The sequence below is a fragment of the Pseudorhodoplanes sp. genome, assembly GCF_059499825.1.
Genome location: NZ_JCABZI010000005.1, coordinates 497,781 through 517,675, shown reverse-complemented (window position 1 = coordinate 517,675; position 19,895 = coordinate 497,781). Strand labels below are relative to the sequence as shown.

Here is a 19,895-nt window from a genome sequence, read left to right as displayed (position 1 = left end):
TCCGGAGACATTCCAAGAAAGGGCGGCAGGCTGCCTTGAAGGAAGCTTTGCAAGCCCCACGCCATCGGGCCGGGCAGGAAAATCCTGAAAAATCAATGCTCTTTGGATGGCGTCGGGGTCCGAAATCGGCAAGCTCCGCCGTCACCCGGCAGGAAATTCCTATCTGGCTCCCTATATGTGCCGCGATTGCCTCGGCCTGCGATCCGCCTGTACAAGCGGGCGGGGGACGGCCGTCTGGTGCCGGTCATCCAGGGAGTGCGGCCGAAGCCGCGATCGTCATGCTCAATTCGCTCGGTCTCGACAGCCGTCCGCAGGATACCCGCGTCGTGGTGGCGATGTCGGGCGGGGTGGATTCGTCCGTCACCGCGGCTTTGCTCGCAGCCGAGGGCTATGACGTGGTCGGCGTGACGCTGCAGCTCTACGACCATGGCGAGGCGACCCATCGCAAAGGTGCCTGCTGTGCCGGGCGCGACATCCACGATGCGCGCAGCGTCGCAGCATCGCTCGGAATTCCGCATTACGTTCTCGATTACGAGAGCCGCTTCAAGGAAGAGGTGATCGACCGTTTCGCCGAAAGCTATGTCGCGGGCGAGACGCCGGTGCCCTGCATCTCCTGCAACCAGTCGATCAAGTTTCGCGATCTGCTCGATACCGCGAAGGATCTGGGCGCGCAGGTCATGGCGACCGGGCATTATATTGCGTCACGCGCGCTGCCGGACGGCGGACGTGGTCTTTTCCGCGCCCGCGAAGAAGAGCGCGACCAGAGCTATTTCCTGTTCGCGACCACCCGCCAGCAGCTTGATGTGCTGCGCTTTCCGCTTGGCGATCTGACCAAGGCGCAGACGCGGGAGGTGGCGCGCAAGTTCGGACTTTCGGTGGCCGACAAGGACGACAGCCAGGACATCTGTTTCGTGCCGCAGGGCCGCTACACCGACATCATCGAGAGGCTGATGCCGAACGCGGCCGATGCCGGCGACATCGTCGATATCGACGGCAAGGTGCTCGGCCGCCATCACGGCATCATCCATTTCACCGTCGGCCAGCGGAAGGGGCTTGGCGTGGCGGCGGGTTATCCGCTTTACGTGGTGAAGCTCGATCCCGCGACGCGGCGGGTGATCGTCGGTCCGCGCGACGCGTTGCGGACGCGGCGCATTGCGTTGCGCGAGGTCAACTGGATCGGTGACGGCACGATCGAGGGGGCGCTGGACGGCGGCCGCCGCGAGGTGTTCGTGAAGGTGCGCTCGACACGGGCCCCGCAGCCGGCCTGGCTGACACGGAGCGCGGCGGGCATCGGGGTCGAACTGATCGATGGCGAAGATGGCGTCGCGCCCGGGCAAGCCTGTGTGTTTTACGACGCGCCCGAGGGCCAGTCGCGTGTTCTCGGCGGCGGCTTCATCCAGAGTACGCTCTCGATGACTCACGCCGCGCGCATCGACAATGCCGGCGTCGCCGCCGCATCGCCTGCAGGCTGAGACGCGCATGGCGGGGGAACTCGATACAGCCACGATCACCAAGGCCTATGCCCGCTGGGCGCCGGTCTACGATATCGTTTTCGGCGCGGTGTTCGACAAAGGCCGGCGCTCGTCGATCGAAGCGGCCGAGCGCATCGGCGGCCGGGTGCTTGAAGTGGGCGTTGGCACCGGCATTTCGTTGCCCGACTACAAGCGCACGACCAAACTCGTCGGCATCGATATTTCAGAACCAATGCTGCGCAAGGCGCTGGGGCGCAAGCGCGAATTGAAGCTCGACAATGTCGAGGCGCTGTCGGTGATGGATGTCGGACATCTCGGCTTTCCGGATGCATCCTTCGACGTGGTGGTGGCGCAATATGTAATCACTGCGGTGCCGGATCCCGAAGCGGCGCTCGATGAATTCGCCCGTGTGCTGAAGCCGGGCGGCGAGATCATTCTGGTCAACCACATCAGCGCCGAGGGCGGATTGCGGCGTGCGTTCGAGCTGCAATTCGCGCCAATCGCGCGGCGGCTTGGCTGGCGTCCGGAATTCGAATGGGCGCGGCTTCAGGCCTGGATCGACCGCAATCCGCACATGCGGGTGATCGAACGCAAGCCGATGCCGCCGCTCGGGCATTTCTCGATGATGCGTTTCGGTAAGGCCGAAAAGCTCGGGTAGGAACCTCTCCGCTCCCGTTCCGTTGTCCCGGCGACAACGGGAAACCAGATATGCCGCTCACAATCCGCATAGGGGCAGCCGCCATGATGGGTGCGGTGTTGTTTGCAGCGCCGCTGCGGGCGCAAACGCCCGAGCCGGCGGTTCCCTCTCAGCCTGCGGCGCCGAAGCTCGATCCGAAGGCCTGCACCGACCGTGACCGGCTACGGCAGGGCGATACGGTCGGCAAAGTGACTGCGCCGGACAACCTGACCGACACACTCGCCCGCACCGATGGCGTGATCTGTCCGCCGGCCGGCCTCGATCCGCATATCAGAGCGCCCGCGCCCCGGACCGGGAGCGACATGCCGGTCATCGAGCCGCCCGAGACCCCGGACGGGACGCCGCAATCGCCGAAATAACGGCCCCGGGCGGTTTTTCCGGCCGCCTTGCTTGACAGCTTTTCCGGCTGAACCCTATATCCCCGCACGCTTTCGGGCGGCCCGGCTCTCGGGCACCCGATCCGGCGGCGGGGTAGCTCAGTTGGTTAGAGCAGCGGAATCATAATCCGCGTGTCGGGGGTTCAAATCCCTCCCCCGCTACCAATAAAATCAACAGCTTAGCCCATAGTCGGCTCGGCGCTCTGGGGCGCGAGCAACCAATAAGCAACCAACGCCATCTCTATTTCCTGATCGCTCGGCCGGCGATGGCGGTCTGTTACTTGTCACCCTCGAACATCGCTCATCCCCCGGTAGTCCCCCCGCAATTTCAAAAGGGCTGGCTAGCGAAGACGGAGAGAGCTCAATTTAAGTCGGTCGCCACCCCCGGCGACCGCGCGGAGTAGGTCGTAGCCTCAGGGGTGAGGATGCTTATTCTTCATCTGAAGGCGACGAACTCACCGATCTCACTTGCCCCACGCGGAAAATAGTTCGTCAAACGAAAAAAAATCTTTGATTGAGCTGGCCAACGCCCTTTTGAAAGCTCTCCTTCCGAACGGCTGGATTGAATGCAAGACGGGGCGCGCCAAGCAATAGGAACGAGCGGTGATTTTCCTTCCGCCAAGTCCATTTGCGTTTAAGCTGTGTCAGCAACGCGCTATGTCGCTTCCACCAAGTTCGACCTCGTTGCTCCAGCATCAAGTTTTGAAATTCGGGCCAAGTGCTGGCGTGCCCTAGAAACTCAATTTTAGCGACGTAACTGATGCCGACGTTGACCCCTGGGTGCAACTCCGTAATTCGATGCCCAAAGTGTGGAGCAAAATAAAGAGCGTCGCCAAGTCGGCTGCCTGCCTGATAGTTACATCCGTAAAGTTGCGCCTTGAGAAATAGTTCTAGCGTGATCGGTTCATTGATCTCCCGAGCATAAATCTCGAATGACTTGCGCACTCTCGCCATGCCATGTTCCTTCAAGTATTCAATGAAATCACGCTTGAGGAAGCGAAACTCTGACGATCCCGTTCCGCCAAGTCGCTCCAGCGCCTCAGCTAGTTCCTGCCAACTGAGGTAACGTAGCTTGCGATTGACTACGCGCGATGGCCGGTGCGTGAGCAGTGCCTTCCATGCTGACGGATAACGCCGCGCCTGCATTACGGGATCGGTTGCGTCGATCTTGGCCTCGATCAATCCGGTCCCGGTGTTCGTTTCCACCAATATGTCAGAGCGGCCTTCTTCATGCCGGGTTTCGAGCGAAACCCGCTGGGCAAGTCCGGTAAACCCGAAAAGTGGCATCAGGGCATCGGGATACAAGGCAATGATATAGCCGAGCATCGCGGTAAGTCTTGTCTCGCTGAGCGATTGTCCGAATGCACCTGTAAGTGTTGAGACAACCGCGCCTCCGCGCATGAGTTCGATATCCTGCGCTATGCCGTTCGAGCGAGCAGAGTGTTTAGAGTTGCTTGTGAGCGGTGCCATCGATCAGCGCCGATATCGATCTTCGCCGTTGGCGGGAGGCGAGGCTATCCTGTCCCTTCCCAACACCTTTGCCCTGAATGCCCGAACGAGCAACATGAATTCAACGCAGCCGTTACTTGTCGCTATTTCGCGCCGGGGAAAGTGAAAACGCCGCGAACATAGTATGTTTCTGTGGGTGCGCAGTCATCGGGGTCGATTTGAAAGTCAAATATCCATTTGAGCTTTTTGCCTTCGCGCAGGGGTATGATCTGATAAGTTTGGATCATGGGCGGCTTGCGGCCTGAACTCGTGCGAAAGAGTAATTGCACTTTTGTCGGGTCTTGGTCGCTCTCTATTTCCAAATGCGCTGCGAATGCGTGGCGCGGATCGCCTAATTGAGGCGCAAGCTTGTCTTCATCTTCCAAGGTGAATTCAGGAATTCCGGGCATCGTAATCCTCCTACGTGCAACTTGTTTCGGCTCGTATCGTTGGACAATACTTGCTGGCGCTATGCCGCCGTCCTCTTGTCAACGTCACACAGAAATTCTGACAATGCTGTCTGAATTCCGCAAGCCGTGAAAAAAGTGCTGCACGTCCTAACCCAGCCGGGTCAGATCGGTGCCACGAACGCGCGCCCGGAATGAGGCCAGAGGCTTCTCGACAAGCCTTTGCATCACGATTGAGAGCAGGACCACAAGGACACCGTTCAGAAGCCAGTATGCTGCTCCGCGCTGGTCCGCAGCAAGATATCCGGACAGCAGGATCATGACGCTGTAGTGGTTAAGGTAGGCGGCATAGGACAGGTCGCCAAGTTGCCGGTCGACGGTGCGGAAAGCGGAACTGGCGCGGATTTGGGCGCAGCGGACAATGATGGCGACTAGCACCATGACGACAGCAAACCGGAAAAACCACGGCGCGCCGGACGCGGTGTATTTTTCGCTTGTGGCCATATGCACCATGAGTGTTGCGATGCAGATCGCCACAGCGCGCAGAACGATCGGCGACCGGTCGCGCTGCCAGCGCCACAGAAGCGCCCCCAGAAGGAATGCTGGCGCGTTTTGTGTGTAGAACGTCAGGACCTCCGGCAGCTTCAGGAACGCTGTTGCGATATAGGCAGCGCAAAACGCAGTCGTCGCAACAAGGACGTTACGATCCGAGAGAGGCTGCCGCCGCATCATGACAAGTATGCCGGCCAGCGCGACCATGTAAAACGCCATCTCAACATTGATGGCCCAGAGATACCGGACGAAGGGGTAAGCGGTCTCGATTATAAGACTTTCGGCAAAGTGACGGTTGAATGGCGGAACGACCGCGAAGGGCTGCCACAGCATGTTTCCAAGCCGCCAAATCTCCGAGAAGTTTTTGTAGCCTTCGAAAGACATTCCGGCTTCGAGTCTGCCATCGAAATACAAGATTGCATGAGCGGCGATCGCCACGAAAAGGGCGGCCAGGTAGGCTGGATAGATTTTGAGTAGCCTATTCTTGGCAAAGGCCGTCGGACGGCTCTTGTAAAATGTCGCTGCCGCCTCGGTGATGACGTAGCCGGATATGATGAAGAACACCATCACGGCAATGCCGCCGCCGCGCATCCATGCCAGCCACTGAACAAAAGCATTGTCAGGTGCGAGCCATGCGGAATGACCGTTCATGACAACAGTCATCGCAAGAGCGAAACGCATCCATCCAAGCGCGCGGTAAGGCGGCACTTCGATGGCTGTCGCCATCGGAAGAGTGTTGGACGTGTGATGCATGTCAGCCCCGACAATACCGCAGACCCGCGGCGCGCGCACCATAAACGCCCGAACTGACGCGCTCAACGATAAGTTGCTAAGCTCCCCTGTGATTGCGTGTGCTCTGGCGTGCGCGTCACCTTTTCTGTTGTCCGGCGATCGGTCTCTGGACGAGGTCTTTTGCCGCCGCGTGGCGGGTGCTGCACGATAACCGGCGAGCGGCCGGCCGGATCTGGGCAGGCCTATTGCGGCTGCGCATCGGCGCGCACGGGGCTTGCGCGGGCGGCAATGGCTGGGCAATGGCCGCTATCGGGCGGCCTTATCGAACAGCATTCCGTTCTGAGTCACAGTCATGTGACGACCGAAACTTTCGGCCCCTTTGAACCGAAGCTGATGGTGAACCGACACACGGCCACGGGAGTGGTGCACCATCAGGTCAGGGGACGAATATGAGACGAGCAGCAATATCCGAGGCGACCGAGTTTACCGCACTGGTCGTCGGCGCCTTTGTCATCCGCAACGGACTGCTGATCGGCGGACTGGCGTTGTTCCTGCTCCTGGGCTGGTTAAGCGGCTGAGCGAACCGGCGCGCGCTCCGACGCTGAATGCAGCGACCGCTCTTTACCCGCCATCTCGCGGCGTTGCGAATTGCATGTGCCGCTGCCGCCCACCATGATCTGCGAAACGGCGTTCGGGTGAGTCGATGACCGGCCTGCCCAATCATCATGGTGCACATGGCCGATGTCCTACGACGCGATCATCATCGGTGCCGGCGCCGCCGGTATTGCCGCCGCCCGCAGGTTGCACAATGCCGGCAAGCGGGTGATCGTGCTGGAGGCGCGACCCCGCATCGGCGGTCGTGCCTGGACGATGGCCGCCGCCGGATTTCCACTCGATCTCGGATGCGGATGGCTGCATTCGGCCGATCGTAATCCCTGGAGCGGGATTGCCCGCGATCTCGATCTCTCGATCGACAAGACGCCGCCGCCCTGGACCCGGCCCTCGCTTCCGCTTGGCTTTTCGATCCAGCACCAGCGCGCCTTTCGTGAAGCGCTCGATGCGTTCTACGACCGCGTGGAAGAGGTCGCGCAAACCGGCAGGGATGTGGCCGCCTCGGAATGCCTGCCGCCAGATGGACGCTGGAACGCGCTGATCGGCACGGTTGCGACCTTTATTGCGGGCGCGGAGTGGGACAAGGTCTCGGCCATCGATCTTCATCGTTACGCCGACACCGGCGTCAACTGGCGGGTGACCGAAGGTTACGGCCACCTCATCGCGACATATGCGGACGGTCTCGACATCGTGCTCGATTGTCCGGTGCAGCGGATCGACCATGGCGGCAGGGAGTTGCGTATCGAGACGGCGCAAGGGACGATGACCGCGCCCGCCGCCATTGTCACGATCCCGAGCGTGCTCCTCGCGCAGGAGGCGATCCTGTTCGCGCCGTCATTGCCGCAGAAGATCGAGGCGGCCGCGCAATTGCCGCTCGGGCATGACGACAAGTTATTCCTGTCACTCGCGGATGCCGACGAATTCGAGCCGGACAGCCGGCTGTTCGGGCGTACCGATCGCACCGGCACCGGCGCCTATCACATGCGGCCGTTCGGCCGTCCGCTGATCGAGTGCTATTTCGGTGGCAGCCTCGCCGAAGGGCTGGAGCGCGGCGGACCGCAGGCTTTCTTCGACTTCGCGAAGGCCGAGCTCGTCAATTTGCTGGGCAGCGATTTTGCGCGGCGCATTGCCCCCGTCGCCGGGCATTCATGGGGCGCCGATCCATTCGCGCGCGGCGCATATTCCTACGCAAAGCCGGGCTTTGCGGATTGTCGCGCCACGCTTGCCGCGCCGGTGGATGGACGCCTGTTCTTTGCAGGCGAGGCCTGTTCGACAGACGATTTCTCGACCGCGCACGGCGCCTATCTCAATGGACTTGCGGCCGCCGAAGACTTGCTTGGCGGCCGCACATGATTCAGCAGAAGAGAGTCGGTCGCCGTCACGCGATCCGGCCCTCGGGGGTGTATTGATCGACGGCCTGCGGCAGCGTCTTCGACAGGCGGTCGAGCAGGTCCTGCTCGCTCAGTCCGGTTGCCCGTGACAGCGCGGAGAGCGTGTCTGCGCCAAGCACGGACTTCAGATCGGTCGGGGCGACGTCCTTGTTCGGACCGGTGCCAACCCAGGACTCGACCTTGTCCTTCTGTCCCGCCTCGTTGAACTTGTCCATCAGTTCGCCAAGCCCACCGGAGAGCAGGCCGCCGACGCTGGTGCCGGCCAGCAGACCACCAAGGCCGCCCGGCAAGGCTGCACCGGTACCGGGAGACGTGCCGCCCTGATTGGAGCCGCCCTTGGTGAGATTTCCGAGCAATTCGCCGATCTTGTCACGGTTCTGATAGCCCGCAATTGCAAGCAGGCCGAGCAGGGCCGTCATCGAAGGGAAGCCGCTATTGCGTGACATCTGATCGAACTCCGGTGCTGGTGGGTAAGGTCTCGCATTTCGTATGGCGAGAGCGCATCTACGCATACTGCGCGGCAACCCCTCAATCAACACGAGGTTCCCGTGGATGAGTGGACTTCATGCAAATGTGAAGTCGTCATCGTGTCACGGTAATCTGCCGCACCGCGTGCTTCGACACGACCCGCTTAGGCGCAGCCGCATTGACGCAGCTGGGATTCCAGATCACGTTAGCCGGCCCTCCTGCTTGGCATCCATGTCCGATTCCACAGACCTGATCATCCCGCAGCTTGCCGGATTCTACAGCGCAGCCGCGCCGCTCGCGGAAGCATTGCTGCGCGTCGTCGTCGGGCTCTCGCTGGTGCCGCATGGTCTGCGCATGTCGATGGGCTTCTTCCCGAATTCGGGCGGCCCGGTCAGCAATGTTCGGGACTTCGCCACGCTGCTCGATAATGGCGGTTACCGCCCCGGCCGGTTGTGGGCCTGGGTGATCGTGATAACCGAACTGGTGGGTGGTCCGCTGCTGGCGCTCGGCCTGTTCACCCGGCCGGTCGCGATCCCGATCGTGATCCTTCTGGCGCTGAGCATCTGGGAGCATCGGCGCAGCTTCTTCTGGAATCAGGGCGGCTTCGAATATCCGCTGCTGTGGACTGCGGCTGCGCTCTACTTCCTCGCCGCAGGCGGCGGCGCCTATTCTCTGGACGCCGTGATCGGCCGGGCGTTCTGATCCCGCCTCTGCTCATGTTACAAAACCGGGTGGCCGCCGCGCCGCGAGGATTTTGCCGCCATGACCTATTTCGTTGCCGCTGTCGTCCTTGCGATCCTGATCTATGGCGTCTGGACCTTCAACCGGCTGGTCCGGGAGCGCAATCTCGTGCGCGAGGGTTGGAGCGGCGTCGATGTGCAATTGCGCCGGCGGGCCGATCTGGTGCCGGCTCTGGTCGAGACCGTGAAGGGATATGCCGCGCATGAGCGCAAATTGCTGGAGGACATCACCGCCATCCGCTCCGCCAGCCTGGCCGCGTCGAATGTCAAAACCCAGGAGAATGCCGAGCGCGAATTGAAGGGCGCGCTGTCCAGGCTGATCGCGCTGCAGGAGGCCTATCCCAACCTCAAGGCCGACCAGAACTTCCTCAAGCTGCAGGAGCAACTCGCCGAGATCGAGGATCACCTGCAGATGGCGCGCCGCTATTATAACGGCTCGGTGCGGAACCTGAACATCATGATCCAGTCGTTTCCGAATGTGCTGATCGCGCGTCCGCTCGGATTTACCGAAGCGGAGTTCTTCGAGGCCGACGACGCCGCATCGGCGACTCCGCGCGTCACCTTCGAACGAGCGGCGCCATGAGACTGTATCGTTTCATCGCAGTCGCAATCTTCCTGGCGGCGATGCTGCAGCCCGCGTTCGCGGTCGAGCGCATCCTGCAATTCATCAGCGATGTGAAGGTCGAGAACAATTCCGATCTTCTCGTCACCGAGACCATTCGGGTGCAGGCCGAAGGCCGCGAGATCAAACGAGGGATCCTGCGCGATTTTCCGACACGGTACAAAGGTCGCGACGGGCGCCGGGTCGAGGTCGGGTTCGAGGTGCTGTCGGTCACCCGCGACGGCAAGCCGGAAAATTATACGACGGAAGGCCTGTCGAATGGCGTGCGCGTGCGCATCGGCAATGCCAGCCAGAATGTCCCGCCGGGACCGAACACCTATGTGATCCGCTATCGCACCACGCGGCAGATCGGCTTCTTCGAGACATTCGACGAGCTGTACTGGAATGCGACCGGCACCGGCTGGCCCTTCCAGATCGATGTTGCCGAGGCGCGCATCACCCTGCCGGAGCCCGCGAACTTCATCCAGACCGCGATCTATACCGGGCCGCAGGGCGCGACCGACAAGAACGCGACCATCGTCGCGCAGCGCCCGGGGTTTATCGCGTTCCGCACCACGCGACCGTTGCCGCCGCGCAACGGGCTGACGGTTGCGGCGGCGTTTCCGAAGGGCATCGTCACGCCGCCGTCGCAAGCGCAGCTCACCCAATACTGGTTGCAGGACAACCTTCCAGCCGTGACGGCCGGCGCCGGGCTGCTGGTGCTGCTTGGCTATTTTCTCTTGGCTTGGTTCAAGGTCGGGCGCGATCCCCGCCGCGGGACCATCATTCCGCTATTCACGCCGCCCAAGGGCATGTCCGCGCCCGCGGTCCGATACGTCTATGAGATGGAATTCGACGACCGCGCGTTCGGCGCCGGCATCCTCGATCTTGCCGTGCATGGCGGCGTGATGCTCAACGACAGCGGAAATCAGATGCGGCTGACCGCAACGAAGGCCACGCGCGATGTTTCGTCGCCGGTTGCGGCGATGGGGCGTGAATTATTCAAGTCAGGTCCATCGCTGCTGCTCGACCAAGTCAACCACAAGATCATTGGAACGGCAAAGCGCACATTGCAGAGCGATCTCGAGAATCTTTACCTCAAGACCATGTTCACCAACAATTACGGGTGGTCGGGCGTCGGTTTGCTGTTGTGGTTCGGTTTCATTGCCGCGGTCGCGCTTTCGGTCTTCATGAGCTATGGCAGCGACCTCGGTGGAGCGATGCTGTTCGGTACGGCATTTGCTGCGCCTGCCATCTGCGTGATGACCGCGTTCCTGCTCGGTGTTCTGACCGGCCGGACCGGATTTTTCACGTTCCTGTTCGGTTTCCTGTTTGCGGGCGCATTTGCGGTAGCGGGCTTTGCCGTGCTGCTGGGCGCGACCTATGAGGCGACCGGGTCGCTCTTCAATCTTTACACGCTGGCGATGCTGACGCCGATCCTGGTCGCGCCACTGATCGCAATGTCGTTCTACGTCATGAAGGCGCCCACCGTTCGGGGCCGCAAGGTCATGGATGAGATCGAGGGCTTCAGGCAATATCTCGGCGTCGCCGAGGAAGACCGGCTGAATCATTTGCATCCGCCGGAAAAGACGCCGGAATTGTTCGAGCGCTATCTGCCCTATGCGGTGGCGCTCAATGTCGAGAACCGTTGGGCCGAGCGCTTCGCCGGCGTCCTCGCCGCTGCGGCCGCCGCCGGCGCTGCAACCGCGGCCTGGTATGTCGGCAACCGCGGCTCCCAGACTGACTGGGGCAACTTCGCCGGCCGTGTCGGCAGCAGCCTCGCCAGCACGGTTGCGTCCTCCTCGACGGCGCCGGGATCGTCCGGCGGTGGCGGATCGTCAGGCTCCGGCGGTGGCGGATCGTCCGGCGGTGGCGGCGGTGGCGGTGGCGGCGGCGGTTGGTAGGATCTGCGCTACGGCAGCAGCTTGACCTTGCGGTTCTTCATCATGCGAAGGAGCGCGCCCCGCATGTTCTCGTATTCCTTCGCAGTGAAGCCCTTCATCGCCGCACGATATTCGGAGACCGCGAGCGGCAGCATCTTGTCATATACCGCGCGTCCCTTTGGCGTGATGAACAGGTGCACATTGCGCGAATCCGTCTTGCCGTTTTCGCGCGCGACATAGCCGCGCTTGGCGAGATTGGCCGCAAGCCGGCTCACGCTCGGCTGCGGGATCACGGTGGCCTCGGCCAGTTCGGTGAGGTTGGTACCCTCATGCGCGGCGAGTACGGCCAGCACCCGCCAGTCCTGGAACGTGAATCCGCGCTTGCGTAATTCGTCGGCGAGATTCTGATTCATCCGGGCGATCAGCCGGTTCATCAGATATGGCAGCAGGTCGTCGAGATGCAGATCGCTGCTCTTGGCAGGGCGGGCGGTCATGAGCTCAGCATACTGGGCAGCCAGGTGGCGATCGGCGGAAAAAGGACGATCAGCAGCAGCACCAGCAGCCCGAACAGCACATAGGGCAGTGCCGCCATATAGATCTGGCTCATCGTGATCTCGGGCGGGGCGACACCTTTCATGGTGTAGAGCAGAAGCCCGAAGGGCGGCGTCAACAGGCCGAGCTGCATGCAGATCAGGAAGATGATGCCGAACCAGATCGGATCGAAGTTGAGCTGGGTCACTAGCGGCATGAAGAAGGGCAGCGTGATCAGCATCATCGACACCTGATCGACAAAGCAGCCGAGCGCCAGCAGGATCAGGATCATGCCGATCAGCACCGTCATCGGCGCCAGCCCCTGTCCGGTGATCAGGCCGATGATGCCGTTGACCACGCCGGAGAAGCTCAGGACCTGCGAGAACGTCGTGGCTCCGACAATGATGAAAAGGATGATGCCGGAAATCGCGACCGTGCCGAGCAGCGACTGCATCAGGTTGCGGACTGTCAGCCCGCGATAGCAGATCGCGGCGACGATGGTGCCGGCGGCGCCCAGGGCGGCCGCCTCGGTCGGTGTCGCCCAACCGGCCGACATTGCGCCGACCACCAGACCGAAGATCGAGAGCAGCGGCAGCACATACAGCAGGAACGGGCCCCAGCGGTCCCAGAATGCGGGCTTGGCCTCAAGCGTTTCGGCCGGTGCGAGCGACGGATCGATGATGCTGCAGACGACAATATAGCCGATGAACAGGGCGCTCAGCATCAGGCCGGGCACGATGCCGCCGATAAGAAGGCCGGAAATCGAGATGCCGGCGAGGCTTCCCAGCAGCACCGTCAGCGCCGAGGGCGGGATCAGCATGTCGACGCCGCCAATCCCCATGATCGGGCCCAGCGCCATCTTCGGATGATAGCCGCGCGCCAGCATGGTCGGCAGCATCAGCGAGCCGAGCAGAGCCGTGGTCGCGATGGTCGATCCCGAAATCGCCGAGAAAACGGTGCCGGCGACAATCGCAATCACGGCGAGCCGGCCCGGCACGCGGCGGATCAGCAGCGCGAAGGCGTCGATCGCCTTCATGGCGACGCCGGAATGGAACAGCACCTCGCCCATCAGAACGAAGAACGGGATCGGCGTCAGTGCGAAAGCGGTGACCGACTGCACCGCATTGCGGTTGAACTGGACCAGTCCATTCTCGCCGCCAAGAAACAGCGCGGCGCCGACAAGGTTGATCCCAAGAAACGCAAAAGCGACCGGCAGGCCGAACGCCATAATCACGATCAGGCCGCCGAACAGAATGATGGTCGCCTCGATCCACGGCATTGGCTTCAAGCGACCGAAGTCGCCTCCTCGCGCTTTTCGCGATTGGTGATCAGCCGGTGGAACCGGAAAATGAATTCGATCGAGAGCAGAACGAAGCAGACGGGCAGGGGCGCGAGCAGCCACCATTCCGGGAACACGAGGTTCTTGATGGTGATCGAGCCGTTGCGCCATGCGTCGAAGGTCATCAGCGACGCATAACGCACCATGGCGATACAGATAACGAGGCCGGCAATGTCCCCGATGGCTTCCATGATCAGGGCAACGGACTTCGGCACCGCGGTCAGAACGAGATCGAGCCGCACATGCTGTCCGCGCCGCAGCAGCCACGGCGCGGTGAGCACGGTAATCATATAGAGCGCGTATTCGGAGACTTCGTTCGCCCAGACGAAGCCCTTGCTGACGGTGTTGCGCAGCACGATGTCGCCGGTGACGATAAGGACCATGGCGAGCAAGGTCAGCGCCGCGATCACCGCGAGGCCGTCGAGCAGTTTGCCGTAGAGGTCGGAGAGGCGGGTCATCCGATGGAAACTCAGCGATGCTTCATTCTCCGCTCATTCCCGCGATGGCGGGAATCCAGTGCGCTTGGCTCCTGGGTCCCCGCCTCCGCAGGTGCGAGCGGACAATGTCTTTTCGCGGCCGGACGGCCGCAGACTAGTTTCCTGCCAGTTCGCGCAACTTCTTGCCGTTTTCTGGAGACTTGGCGATCACCGCCTGCCAGGCAGCATCATTGGCCTTCTTCAGGAAGGCCTCGGATGCGGCGGGGCCGAAATCGAGTGTTTCGATGCCTGCTTTGGCCTGACGCTCGCGCTCCGATTTGATCAGAGCATCATTTTCCGAGTCGAGCGATTCGACCCACAGCGCCGCATCGGTGAGAACCTTTCGCTGCGCATCGGTCAGGCTTTTCCACTTATCGAGGTTCACAAGGATGTTGGCCTCAACGCTGTAGAAAGCCGGGTCCATGCGGAACTTGGTCACCTTCTCCCAGCCGAGGTCGAAAATGCCGAGTACGGGCCAGCCATAGCCATCGACCACGCCGCGTTCGAGCGCAGTATAGACCTCTCCGGGTGCAGTCGTGATGGGGGTGCCGCCCGACGCCTGCACGATATCTCGGTAGACCGGGGTGACGCGGATTTTCAGGCCTGAAAAATCAGCTTTGTCGATCTTTTTCGTCAGGTAGATGTGGAATGGTACATTGTGAAACTGTCGAGCCAGAAAATGCGAATTGAGTTTCTGGTTATGCAGTTGATTGATGAACTCCCATGAGCCGTTCTTGCGCTGCTCGCTCATCGGTTTGCTGAACAACTTGAAGGCGTCAGACTCGGGCATGAGGTTGCTGTAGAACGCGCCAGTCGCGTTGGCGATATCGACGACACCCGTGCGTACGGCGTTGCCGACTTCGAACGGAGGCATGGCGCGCGGACCGCCGATATAGTTGATCTGGATGACGCCCTTGCCGTCCTTGTTCACCTTCTCGATGAAGCGCTCGAAATTCTTGGAAAACTGGGTGCCCTCGGCGAAAGAGGTGACCCCGCGCAGAGTGACCTCCTGCGCGGAGGCCGGCGAAAATGCCGCGGCCAGTGCCAATCCGGTGACCGCAAAGACTGTCCTGATGCCCATATTTTAACTCCCGCTGGGTCGGATTACAGATTATATTCTTTTGAATATAATTGCCGGGCAGGCAACCGGAGTCAAATCCGGGGCGTGCCGCGAGGCAAAATCGGCAGACGCAACGGGACAAGACCATGGCCGAGCGATCATTCAAGAAGGAAGTCGAGCAGCTCAAGCTTGGCGCGGGACAGGAATTCCGCGGCGAGGCGATCCTCTGCGTCACAAAGGCGCTGCTGCAGTCGGGCGTGTCGTATGTGTCCGGCTATCAGGGTGCGCCGATTTCTCATCTGATCGACGTCCTGAACGACGCCGAACCGATGCTGAAGGAACTCGGCGTCCGCTTCGAATCGTCCGCCAATGAGGCGGCCGCAGCGGCGTCCCTGGCTGTCTCGGTGAGCTACCCGCTGCGCGGCGCCTGCACCTTCAAGGCGCCGGTGGGCACCAATGTCGCCTCCGACGCACTCGCGAACCTGTCCTCGGGCGGCGTGAAGGGTGGCGCGCTCATTATCGTCGGCGAGGATTACGGCGAGGGCTCCTCGATCATGCAGGAGCGCAGCCACGCCTTCGCGATGAAGTCGCAGATGTGGCTGCTCGATCCGCGACCCAATGTCGAGACCATCGTCGACATGGTCGAGAAGGGCTTCCGGCTTTCCGAGGCCAGCAATACCGCGGTGATGCTGCAGTTGCGCATCCGCGCCTGCCATGTCTACGGTTCGTTCATCGCCAAGGACAATGTGCGGCCGGACTATACGCGCATGGACGCGCTGAACAATCCGGTGCGGGACGTGACGCGCTACGCGCTGCCGCCCTTCACCTATGAGCACGAGAGGGAAAAGATCGAAAAGCGTTGGCCGGCGGCGGTGCAATTCATAGTCGACAACAACATCAACGAATTCTTCGATGGCGACGTGTCGGACGTTGGCATCGTCATGCAGGGTGGCATGTACAACAACACCCTGCGGGCGATGGAAATCCTCGGCCTTGCCGACATCTACGGCAACAGCCGGATCCCGATCTATGTCCTGAACGCCACCTACCCGCTGGTCGATGCCGAGTTCGTGCGCTTCTGCGCCGGCAAGAAGGCGATCATGCTGATCGAGGAGGGGCAGCCGAATTTCATCGAGCAGGCGGTCAATACCATTCTGCGTCAGGCCGATCTGCAGACAAAGGTCGAGGGCAAGTCGGTGCTGCCGATGGCCGGCGAATATACCGGTGGCGTGCTGAAGGCGGGGCTGCAGAAATTCTGCACCCTGCATCGGCCGGACGTTCTGGCGCCCGACGAGCCGATGATGACCAACAAGAGCCTGCCGGCCGCGCTGGAAACGCTCGGCACCAACGTGCAGGGGCGACCGCCATCTTTCTGCACCGGCTGCCCGGAGCGGCCGATCTTTTCGGCGATGAAACTCGTGCAGCAGGAAGTGGGCCCGCTGCATGTCTCGGCCGATATTGGCTGCCACACCTTCGCGGCGCTGCAGCCGTTCAATCTGGGTCAGGCAACCATGGGCTACGGCCTCGGCGGCGCCGGCGGCTCGCCTTTATCGGGACAGGGCGGCAAGCGACCGGTCTCCGTCGTGGGTGACGGTGGCTTCTGGCATAACGGACTGGTGTCGAGCGTCGGCCACCAGGTCTTCAACAAGACCGACGGCGTGATGCTGATTGTCGACAACGGCTATGCCGCCGCGACCGGTGGGCAGGACATCCTGTCATCGGCTGCCACCGTGGAGACCCGTTCGACCCAGCATCCGATCGAGAAAGCCGTGCGCGGCGTCGGTGTCGAATGGGTGCGGCACATCACCCGCACCTATGACGTGGCCAAGATGCGCGACACCCTGCGCGAAGCTCTCACCACCGAGACGAAGGGGCCGAAGGTCATCATCGCCTCGTCCGAATGCATGCTGAACAAGCAGCGCCGCGTGAAGCCGCTGTTGCGCGAGGCCGTGAAGCGCGGCGACCGCGTGGTGCGCGACCGCTTCGGCGTCGATCCCGATACCTGTACCGGGGATCATTCGTGCATCCGGCTGTCGGGTTGTCCGTCGCTCACCATCGCGCCCAACCCCGATCCGCTGCGGCGCGATCCGGTCACCAAGGTGATCGATACCTGCGTCGGCTGCGGCAATTGCGGCGAGGTCGCTCACGCCGCGGTGCTGTGTCCGTCCTTCTACCAGGCGTCGATCATTGACAATCCGACGGGCTGGGACAAATTCAGGCAGCGCATGCGCGATGCGGTGATCGGCTTCTTCCAGCGCCGGCTGGAGAAGAAGGCGGTGACGGCATGAACACCCCGCTGGTCGATACCCGCGGCGCCGCCCGCATCCGTCCGATCACCATCGCGATCCTCGCCATGGGCGGCGAGGGCGGCGGCGTGCTCGCCGACTGGATCATCGATCTCGCCGAACATGGCGGCTATCTCGCGCAGATGACGTCGGTGCCAGGCGTGGCCCAGCGCACCGGCGCGACCATCTATTACGTCGAGTTGTTCCCGAAGGCCGCCGCGCGCGACAAGAAGCCGGTGCTGGCGTTGATGCCGGTCCCGGGAGACGTCGACATCGTGCTCGCGTCCGAATTGATGGAGGCGGGCCGCGCCATCACCCGTGGCCTGGTCACCCCCGACCGCACCACGCTGATCGCGTCCACGCATCGCGTCTACACCATGCTGGAGCGGATTGCGCTCGCCGACGATCGCGTTGACCCGACCGCACTCCTGAAATCGAGCGAGGAAGCCTCGAAGCGCCTTCATGCGTTCGACATGGCGAGCATCGCCGATGCCACCGGCAGCCTGGTCAGCGCGGTGCTGTTCGGTGCACTCGCGGGCTCCGGCACGCTGCCGTTCCAGCGCATGGCGTTCGAGGCGACGATCCGGCGCGGCGGCGTCGGCGTGGAAGCGAGCGTGCGCGCCTTCAATGCCGGCTTCGAGGCGGCCGCGTCCGGTAATACGCCCATCGCTCCGGTAGAACGTCCGTTCGATCCGCAGGCTCGCGACGTTTCGGTGCAATCGCTGCTCGCGCCGATCGACGGCGCGCTGTCGATCGTGTCGCGCCCGATCGTGAGCGCCGGCGTTGTGCGGCTCGCCGATTACCAGAACGACGACTATGCGAAGCTTTATCTCAATCGTCTCGCGCCGGTGATCGAGATCGAGAAGGCCCGTCCCGGCAAGCCCGACGAACTGCTGACCGAGGTCGCGCGCAACCTGGCGCTGGCGATGGCGTACGAGGACACGGTCCGCGTTGCCGAGCTGAAAATCCGCGCATCGCGGTTCGAGCGCGTGCGCAAGGAAGCCGCCGTCAAGCCGGGCCAGCTTCTCGACATCGTCGAATACATGCACCCCCGCACGCAGGAGATTGCCGAGACTCTGCCCGCGCCGCTGGGGCGCTTCATCCTCAATACGGGTTGGGTCCGCGGCATCGTCGACGCCTTGACGCAGAAGGGCCGCAAGGTGAAGACCTCCTCGATCCGCGGCTTCATGCTGCTCTACATGGTCTCGAGCATGAAGCCGTTGCGGTCGCGAACGCTGCGCTGGGCCGATGAACAGGCGCGGCAGACGGACTGGCTCGCCAAGGTGGTGGAGATCGCGCGCGAGGATTACGCGCTGGCGGTCGAGATGGCGCATCTCATCGGCCTGGTGAAGGGCTATGGTGACACCCATGAGCGCGGGCGCGAGAAGTACCACGCGCTGATGGCGCTGATCCCGAAGCTGCGCGAACGCGGCAATGCCGCGGCCGAACTCGCGGGTCTGCGCAAGGCCGCGATGATGGACGAGAGCGGCGAACGGCTGAAAAAGGCGCTGGCGGCGATCAGCTAGTCTTTGTTCGTCTATCCCACCCCCGCCCGCGGGGGAGGGAGGGGCGGCAAAAGAAGAGCTAGCGTCCCGTCAGCACGTTGAAATTCACCGGCACAGTGATCGATGCCTTGCCCTGCGGCGGTATCGGGAACGGCGCCGCTCTGCGCACGAGGTCCCGGCTCTCGCGGTCGAGACTGGCATTGCCTGATGACCGCACCAGCCGGACCGCACCGACATTCCCCGCGCTGTCGATTGCGAAGGCGATGACCGCTGTCCCGCCAATGCCGCCCGCAAGGGCGTCGCCGGGATAGCGCTTGTTGCGTGCAAGTTGCGCGGTGACGCGGCTCGCCCAGTCACGCACTTCGCGCGATGAGCCCAGGCCGACGCCGCTTCGCGACGCCGCGACCCGCGGAGGTGTCGGCTTGGATTGTTCGCGCGGCGTCTCGGTTGGCTGTTCCTGCGGTGGCGGCGGCCGACTGGCAACCGGTTCCTCGACAGGCTTCGGCTCGATGACGTCCGGTGGTGGCGGCGTTTCGGCGACCGTGGGCGTCGGCTCCGGTTCCTCAGGCGCCGGCGTTGGTTCCGCTTCAGCCTGAACCGCGGCGGTCTGCCGCTCTTCGGTTTTGGGCTCTTGCCGTTGCGGCGTTTCGCGCGGCGGCTCGCGCGTATCGTCCAGCCGGGGCCGGAGGTCGGGTTTGGCTTGCTCCGCGGTCTCGGTGGGCTGCTCGGGCTCGGCCGGCTTCGGTGTGCTTTCCGCCGGCTGAGAGGGCGCCGATTCCGCCGGGCTCGGCATCTGCGCGATGCCCGCCTCGGTCTGTCCACCCAGCACGATATCGACCGAAATCGAATCCAGCGCGAGGCTCTGCATCGGCGCCGGGTCGCGCATGAAGATCGCCACGATCACGAGATGCAGCAGCAACACACCGGCAATCAATGCGGTCCAGGGGGTCCGGTCAGACCATGTCAGCCACGGCGCAGGCCGCTCGTCGTCGCTGATCTTGACCGCAGGTGCATCGATGCCGCCCGGGCTGCGCCGGCGCGACAGCACGATCACGTTTGTCAGGTCGGCGCCGTCCAGTGCACTCGTTGCCGCCACGGTCACGATTGCACCGAGCCGGTCGGACGGACCGAGCTTTGGCAGCGGGGCCGGCTTGGTATCGGCGGACGTCATTGGCAGACCCTGCGGCAACAGGTCCCGCCGATCAAGCACCCGGGACGTTGGCATGCCGGTGTCGCATACCTCATGCCCAAGCCTAAAAGACTGATCTTGCATGGCTTT

19 protein-coding genes and 1 tRNA gene are annotated in these 19,895 nt (G+C 62.6%); 11 read left to right on the top strand and 9 right to left on the bottom strand.

Annotated elements, in window-relative coordinates:
• Positions 1-278 precede the first annotated feature (278 nt).
• From mnmA to AC5I5I_RS09670, 4 genes are all read left to right on the top strand, one after another.
• Positions 279-1,472: a tRNA 2-thiouridine(34) synthase MnmA gene (gene mnmA, locus AC5I5I_RS09685; protein ID WP_495972305.1), complete on the top strand. Its 1,194-nt coding sequence runs from the start codon at positions 279-281 to the stop codon at positions 1,470-1,472.
• A gap of 7 nt (positions 1,473-1,479) precedes the next feature.
• Complete coding sequence (locus AC5I5I_RS09680) at positions 1,480-2,130, top strand: class I SAM-dependent methyltransferase (RefSeq protein WP_495972303.1); 651 nt, start codon at positions 1,480-1,482, stop codon at positions 2,128-2,130.
• A gap of 50 nt (positions 2,131-2,180) precedes the next feature.
• The gene (locus tag AC5I5I_RS09675) at positions 2,181-2,528 is read left to right on the top strand and encodes a hypothetical protein (RefSeq protein ID WP_495972301.1); all 348 of its coding nucleotides are present in this window, start codon (positions 2,181-2,183) and stop codon (positions 2,526-2,528) included.
• 106 nt (positions 2,529-2,634) lie between these two features.
• Positions 2,635-2,711, top strand: a tRNA-Met gene (locus AC5I5I_RS09670).
• Positions 2,712-3,038: 327 nt separating this feature from the next.
• Here AC5I5I_RS09670 and AC5I5I_RS09665 read toward each other — a convergent pair.
• From AC5I5I_RS09665 to AC5I5I_RS09655, 3 genes are all read right to left on the bottom strand, one after another.
• On the bottom strand, positions 3,039-4,016 hold the full coding sequence (locus tag AC5I5I_RS09665) for a hypothetical protein (protein ID WP_495972299.1): 978 nt from the start codon (positions 4,014-4,016) through the stop codon (positions 3,039-3,041).
• 122 nt (positions 4,017-4,138) lie between these two features.
• Positions 4,139-4,444, bottom strand: a complete 306-nt coding sequence (locus tag AC5I5I_RS09660) for a hypothetical protein (protein ID WP_495972297.1) — start codon at positions 4,442-4,444, stop codon at positions 4,139-4,141.
• Between the two features lie 147 nt (positions 4,445-4,591).
• Positions 4,592-5,719: an acyltransferase family protein gene (locus tag AC5I5I_RS09655; RefSeq protein WP_495972295.1), complete on the bottom strand. Its 1,128-nt coding sequence runs from the start codon at positions 5,717-5,719 to the stop codon at positions 4,592-4,594.
• A 455-nt stretch (positions 5,720-6,174) separates the two neighbouring features.
• Here AC5I5I_RS09655 and AC5I5I_RS09650 point away from each other — a divergent pair, with 455 nt between their 5' ends.
• Both AC5I5I_RS09650 and AC5I5I_RS09645 read left to right on the top strand, forming a co-directional pair.
• Complete coding sequence (locus tag AC5I5I_RS09650; protein ID WP_495972293.1) at positions 6,175-6,303, top strand: hypothetical protein; 129 nt, start codon at positions 6,175-6,177, stop codon at positions 6,301-6,303.
• Between the two features lie 163 nt (positions 6,304-6,466).
• Positions 6,467-7,690: a flavin monoamine oxidase family protein gene (locus AC5I5I_RS09645; protein ID WP_495972291.1), complete on the top strand. Its 1,224-nt coding sequence runs from the start codon at positions 6,467-6,469 to the stop codon at positions 7,688-7,690.
• A 25-nt stretch (positions 7,691-7,715) separates the two neighbouring features.
• On the opposite strand, the gene AC5I5I_RS09640 is transcribed toward AC5I5I_RS09645, so the two are convergent.
• Positions 7,716-8,174, bottom strand: coding sequence for a YidB family protein (locus AC5I5I_RS09640; RefSeq protein ID WP_495972289.1), 459 nt, complete (start codon positions 8,172-8,174; stop codon positions 7,716-7,718).
• Positions 8,175-8,427: 253 nt separating this feature from the next.
• Here AC5I5I_RS09640 and AC5I5I_RS09635 point away from each other — a divergent pair, with 253 nt between their 5' ends.
• The 3 genes from AC5I5I_RS09635 to AC5I5I_RS09625 are packed head-to-tail and all read left to right on the top strand — an operon-like array spanning position 8,428 to position 11,441.
• Positions 8,428-8,898, top strand: coding sequence for a DoxX family protein (locus AC5I5I_RS09635; protein WP_495972287.1), 471 nt, complete (start codon positions 8,428-8,430; stop codon positions 8,896-8,898).
• Between the two features lie 60 nt (positions 8,899-8,958).
• The gene (locus AC5I5I_RS09630) at positions 8,959-9,519 is read left to right on the top strand and encodes a LemA family protein (protein ID WP_495972285.1); all 561 of its coding nucleotides are present in this window, start codon (positions 8,959-8,961) and stop codon (positions 9,517-9,519) included.
• On the top strand, positions 9,516-11,441 hold the full coding sequence (locus tag AC5I5I_RS09625) for a DUF2207 domain-containing protein (RefSeq protein ID WP_495972283.1): 1,926 nt from the start codon (positions 9,516-9,518) through the stop codon (positions 11,439-11,441). Before AC5I5I_RS09630 ends, AC5I5I_RS09625 begins: the two co-directional genes overlap by 4 nt.
• Positions 11,442-11,449: 8 nt before the next feature.
• Here the strand turns inward: AC5I5I_RS09625 and AC5I5I_RS09620 are convergent, their stop codons facing one another.
• The 4 genes from AC5I5I_RS09620 to dctP all read right to left on the bottom strand — a co-directional run bounded on the left by AC5I5I_RS09620 (position 11,450) and on the right by dctP (position 14,814).
• Positions 11,450-11,914 carry a MarR family winged helix-turn-helix transcriptional regulator gene (locus tag AC5I5I_RS09620; RefSeq protein WP_495972281.1) on the bottom strand — a complete coding sequence of 155 codons (465 nt, stop codon included), beginning with the start codon at positions 11,912-11,914 and terminating at the stop codon, positions 11,450-11,452.
• Complete coding sequence (locus tag AC5I5I_RS09615; RefSeq protein ID WP_495972279.1) at positions 11,911-13,230, bottom strand: TRAP transporter large permease; 1,320 nt, start codon at positions 13,228-13,230, stop codon at positions 11,911-11,913. Before AC5I5I_RS09615 ends, AC5I5I_RS09620 begins: the two co-directional genes overlap by 4 nt.
• 5 nt (positions 13,231-13,235) lie before the next feature.
• Positions 13,236-13,748 (bottom strand): TRAP transporter small permease, encoded by a 513-nt coding sequence (locus AC5I5I_RS09610; protein WP_495972277.1) that lies wholly within the window; start codon positions 13,746-13,748, stop codon positions 13,236-13,238.
• 133 nt (positions 13,749-13,881) lie between these two features.
• Complete coding sequence (gene dctP / locus AC5I5I_RS09605) at positions 13,882-14,814, bottom strand: TRAP transporter substrate-binding protein DctP (protein WP_495972275.1); 933 nt, start codon at positions 14,812-14,814, stop codon at positions 13,882-13,884.
• A 158-nt stretch (positions 14,815-14,972) separates the two neighbouring features.
• Here dctP and AC5I5I_RS09600 point away from each other — a divergent pair, with 158 nt between their 5' ends.
• Together AC5I5I_RS09600 and AC5I5I_RS09595 are read left to right on the top strand one after the other, a co-directional pair.
• Positions 14,973-17,114: a thiamine pyrophosphate-dependent enzyme gene (locus tag AC5I5I_RS09600; RefSeq protein WP_495972273.1), complete on the top strand. Its 2,142-nt coding sequence runs from the start codon at positions 14,973-14,975 to the stop codon at positions 17,112-17,114.
• Positions 17,111-18,637 carry an indolepyruvate oxidoreductase subunit beta family protein gene (locus AC5I5I_RS09595; protein ID WP_495972271.1) on the top strand — a complete coding sequence of 509 codons (1,527 nt, stop codon included), beginning with the start codon at positions 17,111-17,113 and terminating at the stop codon, positions 18,635-18,637. Before AC5I5I_RS09600 ends, AC5I5I_RS09595 begins: the two co-directional genes overlap by 4 nt.
• A 58-nt stretch (positions 18,638-18,695) precedes the next feature.
• Here AC5I5I_RS09595 and AC5I5I_RS09590 read toward each other — a convergent pair whose 3' ends face one another.
• A complete protein-coding gene (locus AC5I5I_RS09590) occupies positions 18,696-19,787 on the bottom strand; it encodes a TonB family protein (RefSeq protein WP_495972269.1) in 1,092 nt (363 codons plus the stop codon).
• Positions 19,788-19,895 lie beyond the last annotated feature (108 nt).